The organism is Methylophilus sp. (genome assembly GCF_052437885.1).
In the GTDB taxonomy this organism is placed as follows: Bacteria; Pseudomonadota; Gammaproteobacteria; order Burkholderiales; family Methylophilaceae; genus Methylophilus.
On the sequence record NZ_JBQVPB010000009.1, the window covers coordinates 66,163 to 81,611 of the forward strand.

The 15,449-nt window shown below is 53.7% G+C and carries 16 protein-coding genes; 7 read left to right on the forward strand and 9 right to left on the reverse strand.

Annotation, left to right across the window (positions count from 1 at the left end; all coding sequences use genetic code 11):
• The first annotated feature begins 50 nt into the window (after positions 1-50).
• The 4 genes from ACT6RZ_RS10485 to ftsB all read left to right on the forward strand — a co-directional run bounded on the left by ACT6RZ_RS10485 (position 51) and on the right by ftsB (position 4,310).
• Positions 51-1,688 carry a CTP synthase gene (locus ACT6RZ_RS10485; protein ID WP_444702059.1) on the forward strand — a complete coding sequence of 546 codons (1,638 nt, stop codon included), beginning with the start codon at positions 51-53 and terminating at the stop codon, positions 1,686-1,688.
• Positions 1,689-1,708: 20 nt separating this feature from the next.
• On the forward strand, positions 1,709-2,548 hold the full coding sequence (gene kdsA, locus ACT6RZ_RS10490) for a 3-deoxy-8-phosphooctulonate synthase (RefSeq protein WP_379056070.1): 840 nt from the start codon (positions 1,709-1,711) through the stop codon (positions 2,546-2,548).
• A 69-nt stretch (positions 2,549-2,617) separates the two neighbouring features.
• Positions 2,618-3,904: a phosphopyruvate hydratase gene (gene eno, locus ACT6RZ_RS10495; RefSeq protein ID WP_444702060.1), complete on the forward strand. Its 1,287-nt coding sequence runs from the start codon at positions 2,618-2,620 to the stop codon at positions 3,902-3,904.
• A gap of 25 nt (positions 3,905-3,929) precedes the next feature.
• Positions 3,930-4,310 (forward strand): cell division protein FtsB, encoded by a 381-nt coding sequence (ftsB, locus tag ACT6RZ_RS10500; protein WP_444702061.1) that lies wholly within the window; start codon positions 3,930-3,932, stop codon positions 4,308-4,310.
• 63 nt (positions 4,311-4,373) lie between these two features.
• On the opposite strand, the gene ygfZ is transcribed toward ftsB, so the two are convergent.
• Positions 4,374-5,393: a CAF17-like 4Fe-4S cluster assembly/insertion protein YgfZ gene (ygfZ, locus tag ACT6RZ_RS10505; protein WP_444702062.1), complete on the reverse strand. Its 1,020-nt coding sequence runs from the start codon at positions 5,391-5,393 to the stop codon at positions 4,374-4,376.
• A 58-nt stretch (positions 5,394-5,451) separates the two neighbouring features.
• Here ygfZ and ACT6RZ_RS10510 point away from each other — a divergent pair, with 58 nt between their 5' ends.
• Positions 5,452-5,952 (forward strand): hypothetical protein, encoded by a 501-nt coding sequence (locus tag ACT6RZ_RS10510; protein ID WP_444702063.1) that lies wholly within the window; start codon positions 5,452-5,454, stop codon positions 5,950-5,952.
• Between the two features lie 11 nt (positions 5,953-5,963).
• Here the strand turns inward: ACT6RZ_RS10510 and ACT6RZ_RS10515 are convergent, their stop codons facing one another.
• The 7 genes from ACT6RZ_RS10515 to ACT6RZ_RS10545 all read right to left on the reverse strand — a co-directional run bounded on the left by ACT6RZ_RS10515 (position 5,964) and on the right by ACT6RZ_RS10545 (position 12,651).
• Positions 5,964-6,998 carry a VWA domain-containing protein gene (locus ACT6RZ_RS10515; protein WP_444702064.1) on the reverse strand — a complete coding sequence of 345 codons (1,035 nt, stop codon included), beginning with the start codon at positions 6,996-6,998 and terminating at the stop codon, positions 5,964-5,966.
• A gap of 144 nt (positions 6,999-7,142) precedes the next feature.
• Positions 7,143-8,171, reverse strand: a complete 1,029-nt coding sequence (locus ACT6RZ_RS10520; RefSeq protein WP_444702065.1) for a vWA domain-containing protein — start codon at positions 8,169-8,171, stop codon at positions 7,143-7,145.
• Between the two features lie 39 nt (positions 8,172-8,210).
• Positions 8,211-8,750 carry a hypothetical protein gene (locus ACT6RZ_RS10525; protein ID WP_444702066.1) on the reverse strand — a complete coding sequence of 180 codons (540 nt, stop codon included), beginning with the start codon at positions 8,748-8,750 and terminating at the stop codon, positions 8,211-8,213.
• Positions 8,735-9,721, reverse strand: a complete 987-nt coding sequence (locus ACT6RZ_RS10530; protein ID WP_444702067.1) for a vWA domain-containing protein — start codon at positions 9,719-9,721, stop codon at positions 8,735-8,737. Before ACT6RZ_RS10530 ends, ACT6RZ_RS10525 begins: the two co-directional genes overlap by 16 nt.
• A 4-nt stretch (positions 9,722-9,725) precedes the next feature.
• Positions 9,726-10,739, reverse strand: coding sequence for a hypothetical protein (locus tag ACT6RZ_RS10535; RefSeq protein WP_444702068.1), 1,014 nt, complete (start codon positions 10,737-10,739; stop codon positions 9,726-9,728).
• 12 nt (positions 10,740-10,751) lie between these two features.
• Positions 10,752-11,609 carry a DUF58 domain-containing protein gene (locus ACT6RZ_RS10540; protein ID WP_444702069.1) on the reverse strand — a complete coding sequence of 286 codons (858 nt, stop codon included), beginning with the start codon at positions 11,607-11,609 and terminating at the stop codon, positions 10,752-10,754.
• Positions 11,610-11,634: 25 nt separating this feature from the next.
• On the reverse strand, positions 11,635-12,651 hold the full coding sequence (locus ACT6RZ_RS10545) for an AAA family ATPase (RefSeq protein ID WP_444702070.1): 1,017 nt from the start codon (positions 12,649-12,651) through the stop codon (positions 11,635-11,637).
• Positions 12,652-12,929: 278 nt separating this feature from the next.
• On the opposite strand from ACT6RZ_RS10545, the gene fabA reads away from it, so the two are divergent.
• Both fabA and fabB read left to right on the forward strand, forming a co-directional pair.
• Positions 12,930-13,445 carry a 3-hydroxyacyl-[acyl-carrier-protein] dehydratase FabA gene (gene fabA / locus ACT6RZ_RS10550; RefSeq protein ID WP_444702123.1) on the forward strand — a complete coding sequence of 172 codons (516 nt, stop codon included), beginning with the start codon at positions 12,930-12,932 and terminating at the stop codon, positions 13,443-13,445.
• Positions 13,446-13,479: 34 nt separating this feature from the next.
• Positions 13,480-14,703: a beta-ketoacyl-ACP synthase I gene (fabB, locus tag ACT6RZ_RS10555; RefSeq protein WP_444702071.1), complete on the forward strand. Its 1,224-nt coding sequence runs from the start codon at positions 13,480-13,482 to the stop codon at positions 14,701-14,703.
• A gap of 159 nt (positions 14,704-14,862) precedes the next feature.
• Here fabB and ACT6RZ_RS10560 read toward each other — a convergent pair whose 3' ends face one another.
• Positions 14,863-15,390 carry a type II secretion system protein gene (locus ACT6RZ_RS10560; protein ID WP_444702072.1) on the reverse strand — a complete coding sequence of 176 codons (528 nt, stop codon included), beginning with the start codon at positions 15,388-15,390 and terminating at the stop codon, positions 14,863-14,865.
• Positions 15,391-15,449: the final 59 nt, after the last annotated feature.

Below are 15,449 nucleotides of genomic sequence, written 5' to 3' on the forward strand. Positions count from 1 at the left end.
TTTACGGTAAAATGTTCTCCCGTCTGCAACAATCTCAAAGTACCTCATCCATGACCAAATATGTATTCGTAACCGGCGGTGTAGTTTCTTCTCTTGGAAAAGGTATCGCAGCGGCTAGTCTGGGCGCTATTCTGGAATCGCGTGGCATCAAAGTGACCATGCTCAAGCTTGACCCCTATATCAACGTCGACCCCGGCACTATGTCGCCATTCCAGCATGGTGAAGTGTTCGTCACCGATGATGGCGCGGAAACCGACCTCGACCTGGGGCATTACGAGCGCTTCATCAGTAGCAAGATGTCCAAGCGCAACAACTTTACCACCGGCCAGATCTATGAAACCGTGATCAAGAAAGAGCGTCGCGGTGAATATCTGGGTAAAACCGTACAGGTGATCCCGCACATTACTGACGAGATCAAATCCCACATCAAGCGCGGTGCCGAAGGTGCCGATGTCGCCATCGTCGAAGTCGGTGGCACGGTAGGTGATATCGAGTCGTTGCCGTTTCTGGAAGCCATACGCCAGATGGGCTTTGAAGAAGGCAAGAACAACGCCTGTTATGTGCATCTGACCCTGTTGCCGTGGATCCCGACCGCAGGCGAGTTGAAAACCAAGCCTACCCAGCACTCAGTCAAGGAGCTGCGCGAGATCGGTATCCAACCGGATATCCTGTTGTGCCGCGCCGAGCGCGAGATCCCTGAAGATGAAAAACGCAAGATAGCCTTGTTCACCAACGTGCCTTTTGAGGCGGTGATCAGCGCCATCGATAGCGACTCTATTTACAAGATCCCTGGCTTGCTGCATGAGCAGATGATGGACGAGATCGTCTGTCATAAATTGAATATCCTGGCCAAGGCTGCCGATCTGTCTGCCTGGCAGAAGATCACCTACGCGGTTGCCAACCCCAAGGCGCAGGTGGATATCGCATTCGTCGGTAAATATGTAGACCTAACCGAGTCTTACAAGTCATTGACCGAAGCCTTGATACACGCCGGTATACACACTGAATCTAAAGTCAAGATCCACTATATAGACAGTGAAGATATCGAGAAATCTGGCACCGATGCGTTGAACAGCATGGACGCCATCCTGATCCCTGGCGGTTTTGGTGTGCGTGGTACCGAAGGCAAGATCAAGGCGATCCAGTTCGCGCGTGAAAACAAAGTGCCTTATCTGGGCATCTGTCTGGGCATGCAGCTGGCGGTGATCGAGTTCGCCCGTAATGTGGCGGGTTTAACCGATGCCAACAGCACTGAATTCAACCCGGCCACAGAACATAAACTGATAGGCCTGATCGATGAGTGGCAGGATGCCACCGGCAAGATCGAGAAACGGGATGAACATTCTGACCTGGGCGGCACCATGCGCCTGGGCGCACAAAGCTCGCCAATCGAGCCGGACACGCTGGCGGCAAGCATTTATGGCAGTGAGGTTAACGAGCGTCACCGTCACCGTTATGAAGTCAACAACCATTATGTAGAGCAGCTCAAAGCAGCCGGTCTGGTGGTTTCGGCACGTACGCCACGTGAAGAATTGTGTGAAATGATAGAGTTGCCGCAGACCGAGCATCCGTGGTTTGTCGCTTGCCAGTTCCACCCTGAATTCACTTCCAACCCAAGACACGGCCACCCTCTGTTTAAAGCTTATGTGCAAGCTGCGCTTGCCCAGAAAAACAAAACTCAGGCCTGAACAGGCAAACAAGGAACAATATGAAATTATGTGGTTTTGAGGTAGGTCTGCAACACCCCCTGTTTATCATTGCCGGGCCTTGTGTCATTGAGTCCAAACAAATGGCGATCGATACCGCCGGCCAGTTAAAAGAGATGGCGGCACGCGTGGGTGTGCCTTTTATCTATAAATCGTCTTATGACAAGGCCAACCGCAGTTCTACCAAGACCTTCCGTGGTTTTGGCATGGATGAAGGCCTGAGGATACTGGACGACGTGCGTGCGCAATTAAATGTGCCTATCCTGACCGATGTGCATACCGAAGCGCAGGTGCCACATGTGGCCGCGGTGGTCGATGTGCTGCAAACGCCAGCTTTCCTGTGCCGGCAGACTGATTTTATCGTCGCCTGTGCGCAATCCGGCAAGCCGGTCAATATCAAGAAAGGCCAGTTCCTGGCCCCGGGTGATATGAAACAGGTAGTCAACAAAGCCAAGGAAGCCAATGGCGGTGCAGACAATATTATGGTCTGCGAGCGCGGTGCTTCTTTTGGCTATAACACCCTGGTTTCCGATATGCGCGGCCTGGCCATCATGCGCGAGACTGATTGCCCGGTGGTGTTTGACGCCACGCATTCGGTGCAGCAACCGGGCGGGCAGGGCGAAAAAAGCGGTGGCCAGCGTGAGTTTGTGCCTGTGCTGGCGCGTGCCGCGGTGGCCAGTGGTATTGCCGGCGTGTTTATGGAGACCCACCCTGACCCTAGCCAGGCACTTTCGGATGGCCCTAACGCCTGGCCATTAGGCAAAATGGAAGATTTACTGCATTTACTGGTCGATCTCGACAAATTGGTGAAAAAAGCAGGTTTCGCAGAACAAACGCTTTAAGCCTTGCCCTACACCACGCATCGCAGATATTCGTAAAGTTTTAAGTTAGAAAAACATAAGGAAAATAGTATGAGCGCAATTGTAGATATTATCGCCCGCGAGATCATGGATTCTCGTGGTAACCCGACCGTTGAAGTGGATGTGTTGCTGGAAAGCGGCGTGATCGGCCGTGCTGCGGTGCCTTCAGGCGCGTCTACCGGTGCAAAAGAAGCGGTCGAGTTGCGTGATGGGGACAAAAGCCGTTATCTGGGCAAAGGTGTATTAACTGCTGTTGAAAACGTCAATACCGAGATCACTGAAGCCATTTTGGGTCTGGATGCTGAAGAGCAAAGCTTTATCGACAGAACACTGATAGAGCTCGATGGCACAGAAAACAAAGACCGTCTGGGCGCCAATGCGATCCTGGGTGTTTCCATGGCCTGTGCCCGCGCAGCAGCTGAAGAAAGCGGTTTGCCACTCTATCGTTATCTGGGCGGTTCTGCATTCATGCAATTACCTACGCCTATGATGAACATCATCAACGGTGGCGCGCATGCTGACAACTCTGTCGACATTCAGGAGTTTATGATAGTGCCGGCTGGCCTGCCGACTTTCCGCGAAGCACTACGTGCCGGTGCCGAGATCTTCCATGCCTTGAAAAAAACACTGTATGACAAAGGCCTGGCGACCACAGTGGGTGATGAAGGTGGTTTTGCACCTAACCTGCCATCTAACGAGTCTGCCTTGCAATTGATCATGGAATCGATTGAAGCTGCAGGTTACGAGCCAGGCAAAGATATCTACCTGGGCCTGGATTGCGCCAGTACCGAGTTCTACAAAGATGGCAAATACCACCTGGAATCAGAAGGCGCTTCATTGACTTCCGCTGAGTTCAGTGACTACCTGGCTAATCTGGCTGGCAAATATCCTATCATCACCATCGAAGATGGCATGGACGAATTCGACTGGGCCGGTTGGGATCTGCTGACAAAACGCCTGGGTAAAACTACCCAGCTGGTAGGTGATGACTTGTTTGTGACCAACCCCAAGATCCTGCGTGAAGGCATCCAGAAGGGCGTGGCTAACTCTGTGCTGATCAAAGTCAACCAGATCGGTACTTTGACTGAGACTTTCCAGACGATTGAGATGGCAAAACGTGCAAACTACACCGCTGTAGTTTCTCACCGCTCTGGCGAAACAGAAGATACGACCATTGCCGATATCTCTGTCGCAACCAACGCTTTGCAAATCAAAACTGGTTCCCTGTGCCGGTCCGAGCGCATCGCCAAGTACAACCAGTTGCTGCGTATTGAAGAAGAGTTGGGCGATGCCACCAGTTATGCCGGCTTGTCTGCTTTCTATCAATTATTCAAATAATTGAGCCACTGCTACACAGGCCGATGTGCGCAAACTGACAATAGTCCTGGTGGTGCTGATAGCCCTGCTGCAATATCCATTGTGGCTGGGCAAGGGCGGCTGGTTGCGCGTCTGGCAGTATTCACAGCAGATAGAGGCGCATGAAAAGCGCAATGATTATTACCGTCAGCGCAATGAGACTTTGCGTGCTGAAGTGCGTGACCTGAAACAGGGCCAGTCAGCGGTAGAAGAACGTGCCCGCAGTGAGTTGGGCATGATCAAGCAGGACGAAGTGTTTTACCAGGTGATGCAGCGCAAGAACCCGAATCCTGCCGCGCCTGCCAGCGTGATCACGGCAACGCCGCCTAAAGAGGCAGTGCTGCCGGTGGCGCCCGCGCCAGAAACACCGGCAGCAGTGCCTGACTAACACTAAAGCTTTAAACAGAAAATGGCGCCTGAGGCGCCATTTTCTGTTTCTGCCAGGCGAAGTTTACGCCAGCGTATACGGAAGCTCCGAAAACGCCAATTCATACTCCTGCCAATAGATGCTGCCTGCAGACCTGGCTTCCAGCCTGCATTCCGCCAGCAGCCACCAGCCACCTTGTTTGTTCGGTGCTACACGCACCAGCTGGCCTGCCTCCTGCTGTTTGGCATCCAGTACCGCTTCGCCCACCTGGGGCGCCACTGCCGTTTCCGGCAGGGTCGCCAACAGTGTGCGGCGTTTTACTTTGCCCAGGTAATGGGTGCGTGCCACAATCTCCTGGCCGGTATAGCAGCCTTTTTTAAAGTTGATGCCATCCAGTGCATCCAGGTTCAGCATTTGCGGTACAAATTGCTCCTGGGTCGATTGATACACTTGCGGGATACCGGCCTGGATCTCCAGCGTGTCCCATTGCTCGCTATCGGCTGGGTTAAAGGTGGCCGCCAGGGTCTTCCAGGCAGCTTCTGCCTGGGCCGACTCAACCAGCAGCTGTGCGCGCTGTTTGCCGTGGCTGTCCGGCAGGCGTATCAGGGTGCCCAAAGGTGTTTGGCTGTACTGGTGCGCATGCAGCGGCAGATGCTGAATATGCGCTGCCGAGTCAGCACTTGCCAGACCCAGGATGGCAAACTGTTCAGTGGCATCTTCTACCACCACTTTGCTGCGCATAACGAACATACGCAAGCGTTTGATCAGCGCCGCAATCAAGTCACGCGGGCATTGCAGGTAGATAGTCTCATTGATGCTAAAGGCATAAAACAGTGCCAGCAAGCGGCCTTTTGCCGTGCAGTAGCCAGTGAATTGCGCGGCCTGTGGCAGCTGTTTTATATCATTGGTGAACTGGCCTTGCAGAAAGGTCAGCGCATCCGCGCCGCTGACTGCGATCAGGCCATGGGTAGACAGATCGAATAACTGGCCGGAGGCAGGCGCGGCCGGTGAAATAAAGGCAGCTTCACCTGATGCACTGAACTGGGCACCTTGTGAAATCAAGAATTGTTGCCAGGTTGTGCTGGACATAGTTGCGCTGGACATAAAAGACCTTCCTTAGGAGCGCGAATGATGTGATATCAATCGGCTGCATGCAGACTTGATGAAAAAACCTATTCTACCAACTGAAATTGTATTGCGCTTTCATCCCTCTAAATTTTTATGGGGGTGGTGGTGGCTATTTTCAATGGCGGTGCTGTCCAGTGTCTGGCTTTGTCTGCCAGTGGTATGGGCGATCGCCGCGTCTTTCATCTATGTGGTCGCCAGTGTCTGGCAATGGACGCAGCTGGTCGCCACGCGCTGGAGATTCAGTCCGCAGACACTGCGGGTGGATGTGTTTGGCGAGATGAGCGTGACCGATACCTCGGGCCAGCGTTGGCTGATAAAGGTGTTGCCGGATAGCGTGGTGCATCATGGCCTGATAGTGTTGCATATAGACTATCTGCCATCGCAGCCGCTAGTGGCAGAAGCGCAAATGCAGGAGGCAGCTGACCAGCGGTGGCGAGGGTTACGCCCCAGGCGGCTGCTGATCTTGTTCGACCAGGCAGATGCAGTCGCGCAAAAGTCTATGCGGGTGTGGCTGAAGTGGGGCCTGCGCGAATAAGCGGTGCGGCATCACTGAAAGTGATTGTCATGCGCCACCGAATCACTGCGGGCAAACAACCTGGCGTTTACCTTTTTGCGATAGAGGCCGAAAGCATGCCTGAACTGGCGTATAGATTCTCTGTGTATGCTGGTCGCCAGCAGACACAGGCCGGCAAGCGTAGACAGTATCCAGGCGATAGAGAACGGCACGACTTCATGACGCGGCGATTTGTGTGCTTGTATGGCTTGCAGCACCTGGTAGGTATCATCGCCGCTGACATATTGCGCACCTATCTCCTGCGCCAGTTTTTGCAGGTAAGGCCCGTCGCGCTTGGAAATAAAGCGGTCATAATCCGAGAGCGCCACGCTGTCATCGCGACCGCTGCTTTTGCTGGCAGTCACCTGCGCGACATTGGGCTGCACGGCAAAACTTTCATTCGACCAGTAGCCTATCATCTGGTTGTCTTCAGTCAGTTTGGGTATACCTGTGCCTTTGTCCGAACCTATACCGACAAAGAACCAGCCATCACCCCCCTGGAAATCCCTGAGGTTGCGCGTATTGAACGCATGCAGCAAGGGGGCTTCATCACCGTCGGTGAAATAGACCGCTTTAGTCGCTTCCGGCATCTGCCGCAGCAGTTTGGCCGTGATCGCCAGGCTTTCACGTAACTGGCTGTTGCCGGTCCAGGCCATGCGCCAGTCCAGGTGATCTATGGTCTCGTGTATCGCCGAAAAATGCTGGCACACCTGCAGCGGTGTATAAAGTGCCGCCACCGCATCACCGGCGAACAGGCCTATGCTGAGACGGGTGTGGCAGGGCAGCTGGGCCACGATCTCATGCATCATGCGTTTGGTGTAGTCCAAACGGCTGACAGTGTGGCCGTTGAGCGACACGTCCTTGGCATTCATGCTCTGGGTGACGTCGGCGATCAGAAAGTAGGTATGTACGTTGCGCTTTATCGGCACAGTGGGCACCAGGATGGCAGCCAGCAAACACAGTAAAGCCAATGTGAGCAGGCAGGTGTCGCGATGTTTAAGCCAGTATTTGAGCCAGTGATGGTTCATGGTTTTTCCCCGGAAAACCGTCATCAGCGTCTGCGCGTGAATGGCACTCACTCGCGTACGGATACTGATGAGGTGTTTCCTTCATGATGTGCCTGCATCACTGGCCTAGGATGTCCGAGGTAAATCAGGCGTTAACAAAAAATCTTACTGAAAATGGTTGTCGTGCGCGACCGCCTCACTGCGGTTAAATAGCCTGGACCTGATCTCATGATGATAGATCTTCAGGTTCTGTTTTATCTGGCGTAGCGGGTGGCGGCTGGCATAGGTGCCGACTATGCATAGCCCGGCCAGTGTGGCCAGCAGCCAGCCCAGCGGCAGCGGCGCGATATCGCGGCGGGCGGGCTTTTGCGCGCGCATGGCTTGCAGAACGCTATAACTGCTATCACCCTTGATATATTTGGCGCCTATCTCCTGCGTCAGGCTCTGCATATATTCAGCCGCCATTTTGGAGATATAGCGGTCGTTGTCACCGGCCACGTTGTCATCGCGCACCCCCAGGGTGCTTTCCGATATCTGCGCGATGCCAGGCTGCATGGCGAAACTTTCATTCGACCAGTAACCGATCACCTGATTATCTTCACTGAGTTTGGGGATGGCATCGCCTTCTTCAGAGCCTATGCCGACAAAGATCCAGTCGTCGCCGCCCTGAAACTCTTCCAGGTTCTTGGTGTTGAAGGCATGCAGTTTGGGGGCTTCTTCACCATCGGTGAAATAGACCACTTGCGCAGGTTCTGACAGGCCACGCACCACTTTGGCCGTGACAAACAGGCTTTCGCGCAGGCGGCTGTTGCCTGACCAGGCCATGCGCCAATCCAGGTGGTCTATGGTGTCCTGGATAGCAGCAAAGTTCTGGCAGATCTCTATCGGAGAATACATGGCAGCTACCGAGTTACCGGCAAACAGGCCGATACTGACCTTGGTGCCGCAGGGCAGGGAGCCCACCACCTCATGCATCATGTTCTGCATATAGGCCAGCCGCGTGACTTTTTGGCCACGGATGACCATGTCTTTGGTATTCATGCTCTGCGAAATATCGGCCACCAGAAAATAGGTGTAGATATTGTGCTTGAACGGGATGCTGGGGCGCAAAATAGCACCCAGCAGGAATAGCAGCGCCAGCCCGAGCAGGACAGAGTCGCGGTGTTTGATAAATCGTCTGAGCCAGATATTCATACTTTTCGGTTTATAAAATGCGAGCGGTCACGCCAGCGATTAAGGCAGACCATTGGGGATATTGCCCATGATCAGGCCGGGATTATCGGATTCGCCCACACCCGGGGTAGGTTTTTCCGGCAGCAGGCTCAGCACGCGGTCGTAATTGCGGCGTGTGCCCCAGTGGTTATTATCTGCTTTCAGCGCGCTCTTGTAAGAGGTCATGGCCTGCGTCAGCAGGTATTCCACTTCATCGCGGGTGTTATTGTCGTTGCCGCCGGTGACCTGTATCGCCTTGAGAAAGAACATATTGCCTATGTTATGCAGGATGGCGGCGCGTTGCACAGGCGTGGTGCCATCTATCAGTTTGGCAAACAGCAGGGTGGCTTCTTTATAACGCTCGTTCTTAGCCAGCCAGTAAGCCACTGCATATTTGGCCTCAAAACTCTGCTGGTCGGTTTGCGGAGTCTTCGCCGTGGTGATGGCTGCATTGAATGCCCTGGCCTGTTGTATGCGTTGCCAGGAATAAGCCATGGTGACTGTGGCAGCCACAGCCACCACGATCAGGCCTGTGACCAGTTTTTTTACGCTGAGCGCCATGTGTTGATCTCCAGATATTTAACCGCCAGCAGGAAGGCGATCATGACGATCGCGATCCAGTAACACACGTTGGTGTAATCATGGCCGGGGATTTTTTCCATATATTGAATCGGTTTTTTTTCTTTGCTGTTGATGTCGGCGATCGCTGTTTCCAGTGAGCGCGGGTCAGACGCTTCATAAGCATTGAACGGGGTGCGCAGCGTCTGGAAGTATTGGTACAGCAACACCTCGGTAGGCATATGGCCGTCATAACCGCTTGCGGTGTACTTGGGGTCAAAAATGGTGATGCCGCCTGGCTGGCGCAACACTATCCAGTACAAACCGATGTTGTAGCGTTGCAGCCAGTCACGCAGCTTCTGCTGCACCATGTCGCTGACACGCCCGGCACCATCCGAGATCAGGATGATGGCGCGTGAACCCGAGTCCGGCACGTCTTTGAACAACTCTACCGCACTGGTCAGGCCGCCGCCGATATTGGTCTGGAACAGCGAGTTACCGGCTGTGGCCTGCACGGCAGAAAGCACGGCTTCCTTGTTCTCGGTCAGCGGCAACACATACATGGCCGAGTTACTAAAGGTGATGACGCCCATCATGTCATTGCGGCGGCCTTTAATAAAGTTGGTGATGATACGCGCAGCCGCCACCGATTTGGTTTCGCCTATATGGCCGTCTTTATCGCCGACAAATGCATCATCCATACTGGCGCTGCGGTCCAGCACCAGACCGATCTGCGCACCTATGCCGGTACGCAGGGCCTTTTGTTCCAGCGTGTGTGGCCCGGCCAGCCCCAGGATCACAAACAGGATGCTGAGCGCTGCCAGCGCTTTCAATAACAGGCCTATGATGCTGGATAAAGGGTCAGGCGGCAGCAGGCCTATCCACGAATAATGTTTGCTGTGCGAGCGTTCCAGCAGCAATGGCAGCAATGCCAGTGGCAAGGCCCACAGTACCCAGGGGTGAGTGAATGCCATGATGCTATTTCGCCCCTGCTTGCAAGTCAGGTTGCAAGTTAGCTTGCAAGTCTGGTGTCAGGCCGCGTTCGCAATCGCGCATATGCCGGCAAAACGTGCGCAGCCATTGTTTGGCCGGCATGCCGAGTTCCGGCGCGGTCTTGGCATCAAAAAATACCTGGCGCGAGAGGTTGAAGAAACGCTCAATCTCGGCCCTGGCTGGCTGGTAGGCCGGTTTTTCCTGTATGAATTGCGCGACGTTGTTGCCGAACACGCTGTGCCCGGCCACCTGCTGTATGGCCTGGTGTACCACGCCTATCGCTTGTTGCAGGCCTTCTTCGTTATCAGGCAGCTTGCCCACTTTGCGATAAGCCTTGGCAAAGGCGCCACCCATGCGTGGCAGCCAGGTGCGGGCGCCCAGGATATACAGTAAACCAAGCAGGCTGAACGCCAGCACCGCCGCCGCTATCTTCAGGGCTTGCTCTTCTTTAACGGTGCTGATGGTGAAAGGCGGGATCAGCGGGCTCATTTCACTCTTGAGGTTGACTTCACCATAGATAGACAGCGGCGAGGTCCTGAAATTGAAGGAAGGAAAGCGTAACTGGCGCAGTTCTGTTTTGCCGTTGTGGCGCAGCTTGACGATCTCGCCGCGCAGTATGGCTGGCCTGACCACGCGCCCGGACTTGAACACCTGGTAGACCAGGCGGATAGTGTGCACGCTGCGGTCCGAGAAACTTTCATCCTCTACACTGATGCCAGACAGCTCGACACCAGAGACCTGGCCACGATAGCGGTGCTCATAACCGACGATAGGCAGCGATTCGCGCACTAGTTCATAAGGTTTTTTCACCGTCAGGATAATGGTGCGTTCCAGCTTGTCGCCCACCACATAACCGGCGTCACGCGTAGGGTTGATCTCCTTGACCGTGACATATTTACTGTCTACGTTGGGCAAGGTGACATCGGCACCGGCCGGGTGTGCGGCGAATACTGATACCGCCAGCAACAAACAGGTGAACAGGGATTTAGGCGCTCTCATCAATCGCATTCCTCAGACAGTCACGTATTGATGGAAGTAGTCGGACAGCAGGTCTGCGTCAAACGTGTCTTCCACAAAAAATGGCTGCATATCAAATTTCATAAATATATCTTCTATCGCCTGGCGTCTGGCGGCAAAGGTATCCAGTATGCGCTGGCGATAAGATGCGCGCAGGAACAGGGTACGCCGTTCGCCGGTTTCAGGGTCGTTGATGCTGGTGATACCAAACTCCGGCAGGTCCTTGTATTCAGTGCTGTTCCATAACACCACCGGCACGATATGGTGGCGCAGCATCAGCAACAGGGTCTCTTCCAGGTGTTCCAGCGGCATGTGAAAGTCTGATACCAGAAAGATCAATGCCCGTTCGCGCGGCAGCAGGCGGGCGCTGTCTATCAGTGCACCGGCGCCGACTTCGCTCGGCAAATGGTTCTCCAGGCGGTCAGCCAGTTCCAGCATGCTATGCGGCCTGGCGGAGAGGGTGCTCAGCCATTCATCGCGCAGCTCATCATCAAACCCGACAAACGCCACCGGGTCGCCATTACGGGTCGCGGATTGCGCCACCGAGCGCGTGATCTCTGCGGCGGTGGTCAGCTTGGTATGCGGCACCCCATATTGCATGGAACCAGACAGATCACACATGACAAACACCGGCGTAGCGCTTTTCTGGTTGAAAATGCGCACATACACCTGCTCCATCGGGTCACGTATGGTCTGGCGTATATCGATACGGCGCGGGTCAGGGTAGGAGAGCAAGGTGGTATGTCCACGAAACTCCATGCCCATGCCGCGCTGGTTACTTTTATGGCGACCAGGACGGCGGGAGCGTGAGCGCCAGCTGATGTGGTAGCTGAATTCCTTGATGTAATCCATAAGCTGCGGTCAGTTCAGGCGTGTATCAAGGCGCAGACACAGCATTGATGATGCCGGACAGCATCTCCCGCGCGATCTCGGTACGGCGCATCTCATACACCGGGCTGAACACCAGACGGTGAGCAATGGTTTCGTGGAACACGGCATGAATATCCTCAGGCACCACCGCATCACGCTCGTTCAGCCAGGCATTGACACGCGCGGCACGCAGCAACATACCCATACCGCGCGGGCTGGCCCCAGACAATACCAGACGTTTCATGTCCACGTTGGAGACCTTGATGCCGTAAGCCAGCGGGTCTTTAGTGGCCAGCCACAGGTTCAATGCGTATTTGCGCAGGGCAGGGCTGGCAGTGATGTTTTCCTGTATGACTTTTGCAAAGCTGTTGAGCTGGTCGAACTTCAGTACATCTGCCTCTACATTGCCAATCAGTTGATCCACATCATGAAAGCGCGTATCAAAGATCAGTGATTCCATAATGTCGTGCGCAGGCGGTACCAGGATAGGGATCTCCATCATGAAACGGTCACGCGCGGCAGACGGGATATCAAAGGTCTCTTCTCTTTCGACCTGGTTACGGTCAGCGAAAACCAGCATGTGCGGGAAGTAATGTTCTTTGTTAAAGGCGGTCAGGGTGCGTTCTGCCATCACGCGCAGCATCAGCGAGTGCACTTGCGGGCGGGCACGGTTGATCTCGTTAAAGAAAAAGATGGATAAATCCTGGCCTGACATCAGCAAAGGCCCCGGGCTCACATGCGGCTTGCCGTCTTCACCCAGGTAGGTGTGGTAGACTAGGTCGTTAGGCATCAGATCTATGGTGCCTTCGATACGCTGGTATCCACCGCCGATGCCGCGGGTGAATGCACGCAACAGCGTAGTCTTGCCTACGCCTACATCACCTTCAAGCAATACATGGCCACGCGCAAACACTGCCGTGGTGATCAAACGCACCGGGCTTTCCTGCCCGACCACCACTTTATTGACTTCTGATTCAAGTTTTAACGCGTGTACCCGCCAATCGGCTAGTTGTTGATCATGCATTGCTGATTTCCTGACGTAATATAATTTTTTGAAGGTTAATTGTAACTAAATTGTAATTTCTTAACAGCCATTTGTCGCAGATTATCGCTTAAAGCCTTATGCAAGGACATTTTCCAATATGTAAAATTCCGTAACAATTTCGGGAATCTTACCTAGGTTTTGTGCAAAAGTATACAGGTCTGTATATTGTTGGTCTGACAAAAAGCTTTGACTAAACGCGATTTCCGGCGAAAATATTGTTTTATCGAAAAAATTAAAATTACATGTCCACGAATTCCATGTCTGGAAAAAGCAGTTTCAGTAAAGAAGAACTATTGGCCTGTGGCCGGGGTGAGATGTTTGGTGAGGGTAATGCACAACTGCCTTTGCCTCCAATGCTGATGTTTGACCGGATAGTTAAAATATCCAGTGAAGGCGGCAGGTATGGCCAGGGCGAGATCATAGCCGAGCTGGATATCAGCCCTGATTTATGGTTTTTCCAGTGCCATTTTACCGGTGACCCGGTGATGCCAGGCTGTCTGGGCCTGGATGCCATGTGGCAGCTGGTTGGTTTTTTCCTGGGCTGGAAAGGTGGCCTGGGTCGTGGTCGCGCGCTGGGTTCAGGTGAGGTCAAGTTTACCGGCCAGGTGTTGCCTACCGCTAAAATGATCCGTTACCACATTGATCTCAAGCGTGTGATCATGCGTAAATTAGTTATGGGTATTGCCGATGCACGCATGGAAATTGATGGCCGTGAGATTTATAATGCCAGTGATTTGCGTGTAGGCTTGTTTACTACCACGGATCATTTCTAGAAGTCGTTATAGTGTTGAAGTCTAAGGAGGCGCAATGCGTCGCGTAGTGATTACAGGATTTGGTATCGTATCCAGTCTTGGTAATAACAAACAGGAAGTGCTGGACAGCCTGAAAGCAGGCCGTTCCGGCATCACCTATCAACCGGAATATGCTGAGCGCGGTTTGCGTTCGCATGTGGCTGGCTCTATTAAAAATCTGGATGTCGAAGCACTGATAGATCGCAAATTGCTGCGCTTTATGGCCAAAGGGCATGCTTATGCCTGGCTGGCGATGCAGGAAGCGATCGCCGATGCCAAACTGCCGGAAGACCTGGTTTCCAATGTGCGCACTGGCCTGATCGTCGGTGCCGGTGGTACGTCTACCGAAAGCATGCTGGAAGGCACCAATACCCTGGCCGAAAAAGGCATACGCCGCGTCGGCCCCTATATGGTGACCAAGACCATGAGCAGCGGCATAGTCGCCTGCCTGGCCACCGGTGCCAAGATCAAGGGTGTCAATTACGGTATCAGCTCGGCTTGTTCTACCAGTGCGCACTGTATAGGCGCAGGGGTGGAGCAGATCCAGCTGAACAAGCAGGATATCGTGTTTGCTGGCGGTGGCGAAGAAGAGCATTGGACCATGAGCTATCTGTTTGATGCCATGGGCGCGCTGTCCAGCAAATATAACGAAACCCCGGATAAAGCCTCACGTACTTACGATGCTGACCGTGACGGATTCGTGATTTCCGGCGGTGGTGGCATCGTCGTGCTTGAAGAGTACGAACATGCCAAGGCCCGCGGTGCGCATATCTATGCCGAAGTGGTGGGCTATGGTGCGACCTCGGATGGCTATGACATGGTGGCGCCTAGCGGTGAGGGCGCTGTACGCTGTATGCAGCAGGCACTGCAGGGGCTGGACATCAATGATATCGATTATATCAATACCCATGGCACCAGCACCCCGGTAGGCGATACCAAGGAGCTGGAAGCTATCCGCACGGTGTTTGGCGATAGCAAAGCGGCCATCGCTTCGACCAAATCGTTGTCCGGGCACGCATTGGGCGCAGCGGGTGTCAACGAGGCTATTTACACCTTGCTCATGATGCAGCATGGTTTTATCGCGGCTTCTGCCAATATCGATAACCTGGATCCGGCAGCCGAAGGCTTGAACATCGTGCGCCAGCCGATCGCATCCACAAAAATAGAGACTGCATTGTCAAATAGCTTTGGCTTTGGCGGCACTAACGCCACATTGACACTTTCTACCAGAAACCTCTAGATTCTCAGTAGTCTGCATGCAAGCACCTGAAGTGTGTTCCTGAAAGCCAGGAGCACACTTTTATTTTTTCAGCCGCCGCTTTGTTTGCGCGGCAGGATCTTCTTAGCAGCCGCTGCTGTCTATGCTGATTGTTTAGCTGCTGCTGCCTATATTTATTTCTTAGCAGCCACTGCTGTCTATGGTGACTGAGAGTACAGATGGGTTGGCCGGCGCTGAAGTGATGCTATATTCCAGCTTGCAGTGATACTCGTCATGCGCGCCTGCCAGAAAGTAGGTGGCACGGTGGGTGTCAGAAAGTGCTGGCTGTATGGTGAATTTGCCTGGCATCATCAATTGGTCCAGCCCACCGGCGCCATTGGGGGCCAAACCTACCGGGTACCTGCCGGTGAATAAAATGGTGTTGCCTTCTATGGTGGTAGACGAAGTCGTCTGGTATTGATCGATATCGCATTGCGGGTCTGAGATACACATGCCTTTTGCCATGGCGGCGACAGACAGTACTGTGGCCTTGAAAGACTGTAATGATGCCAGCCTGGCCCGGGTATCGGTGTTAGACAGGCGCGAATAAGCCGTGATCGCCAGTATAGCGATGACCAGCAGCGCAATCACCAGTTCGACCAGGGTGAACCCGGATTGAGGACTCGCCGCTGGTTTCAGCGCAGGATTTAAAGTGTCATTTTTATGCATCGCGCGCTATCTTACTGTAGCCAGATGCAGCGAATGCGAATTTTTGATGAATGTTGCAA

Bases quoted from the DNA above. Each gene is read 5' to 3' on its own strand.
- ACT6RZ_RS10485 (WP_444702059.1), top strand. From the start codon at position 51: ATGACCAAATATGTATTCGTAACCGGCGGTGTAGTTTCTTCTCTTGGA.
- kdsA (WP_379056070.1), top strand. From the start codon at position 1,709: ATGAAATTATGTGGTTTTGAGGTAGGTCTGCAACACCCCCTGTTTATC.
- eno (WP_444702060.1), top strand. From the start codon at position 2,618: ATGAGCGCAATTGTAGATATTATCGCCCGCGAGATCATGGATTCTCGT.
- ygfZ (WP_444702062.1), bottom strand. From the start codon at position 5,393: ATGTCCAGCGCAACTATGTCCAGCACAACCTGGCAACAATTCTTGATT.
- ACT6RZ_RS10510 (WP_444702063.1), top strand. From the start codon at position 5,452: ATGAAAAAACCTATTCTACCAACTGAAATTGTATTGCGCTTTCATCCC.
- ACT6RZ_RS10515 (WP_444702064.1), bottom strand. From the start codon at position 6,998: ATGAACCATCACTGGCTCAAATACTGGCTTAAACATCGCGACACCTGC.
- ACT6RZ_RS10520 (WP_444702065.1), bottom strand. From the start codon at position 8,171: ATGAATATCTGGCTCAGACGATTTATCAAACACCGCGACTCTGTCCTG.
- ACT6RZ_RS10525 (WP_444702066.1), bottom strand. From the start codon at position 8,750: ATGGCGCTCAGCGTAAAAAAACTGGTCACAGGCCTGATCGTGGTGGCT.
- ACT6RZ_RS10530 (WP_444702067.1), bottom strand. From the start codon at position 9,721: ATGGCATTCACTCACCCCTGGGTACTGTGGGCCTTGCCACTGGCATTG.
- ACT6RZ_RS10535 (WP_444702068.1), bottom strand. From the start codon at position 10,739: ATGAGAGCGCCTAAATCCCTGTTCACCTGTTTGTTGCTGGCGGTATCA.
- ACT6RZ_RS10540 (WP_444702069.1), bottom strand. From the start codon at position 11,609: ATGGATTACATCAAGGAATTCAGCTACCACATCAGCTGGCGCTCACGC.
- ACT6RZ_RS10545 (WP_444702070.1), bottom strand. From the start codon at position 12,651: ATGCATGATCAACAACTAGCCGATTGGCGGGTACACGCGTTAAAACTT.
- fabA (WP_444702123.1), top strand. From the start codon at position 12,930: ATGTCTGGAAAAAGCAGTTTCAGTAAAGAAGAACTATTGGCCTGTGGC.
- fabB (WP_444702071.1), top strand. From the start codon at position 13,480: ATGCGTCGCGTAGTGATTACAGGATTTGGTATCGTATCCAGTCTTGGT.
- ACT6RZ_RS10560 (WP_444702072.1), bottom strand. From the start codon at position 15,390: ATGCATAAAAATGACACTTTAAATCCTGCGCTGAAACCAGCGGCGAGT.